The sequence below is a fragment of the Streptomyces aureocirculatus genome (assembly GCF_000720475.1).
GTDB classification, from domain to species: Bacteria; Actinomycetota; Actinomycetes; order Streptomycetales; family Streptomycetaceae; genus Streptomyces; species Streptomyces aureocirculatus.
In genome coordinates, this window is sequence record NZ_JOAP01000184.1 from 1 (window position 1) to 288 (window position 288).

1 protein-coding gene is annotated in these 288 nt (G+C 67.7%); it reads right to left on the bottom strand.

The genetic code is table 11. From position 1 onward, the window contains the following. Positions 1-287: AMP-binding enzyme (locus IG78_RS47415; protein ID WP_347400165.1), on the bottom strand; the 287-nt coding region annotated here is incomplete at its 3' end. Between the last annotated feature and the right edge of the window lies 1 nt (position 288).

Sequence of the window (288 nt, forward strand, 5' to 3'; positions counted from 1 at the left end):
GACGCCGCCCGGAACACACCCCCCGAAAACACCGGCTCCGGCAACGCCCGCTTGTCCAGCTTCCCGTTCACCGTCAACGGCAGATCATCAACCACCATCACCACCGCGGGCACCATGTACTCCGGCAACCGCACAGCCACCTCGCCACGCACCACCGAACCATCCACACCCACACCAGAACCAGCACCCGCACCCGCACCGGAACCAGCACCGGCGGGCACCACATACCCCACCAACTGCCGACCACCCGACCCGGCAGAACGCACCACCACCGCAGCACGCTCCACC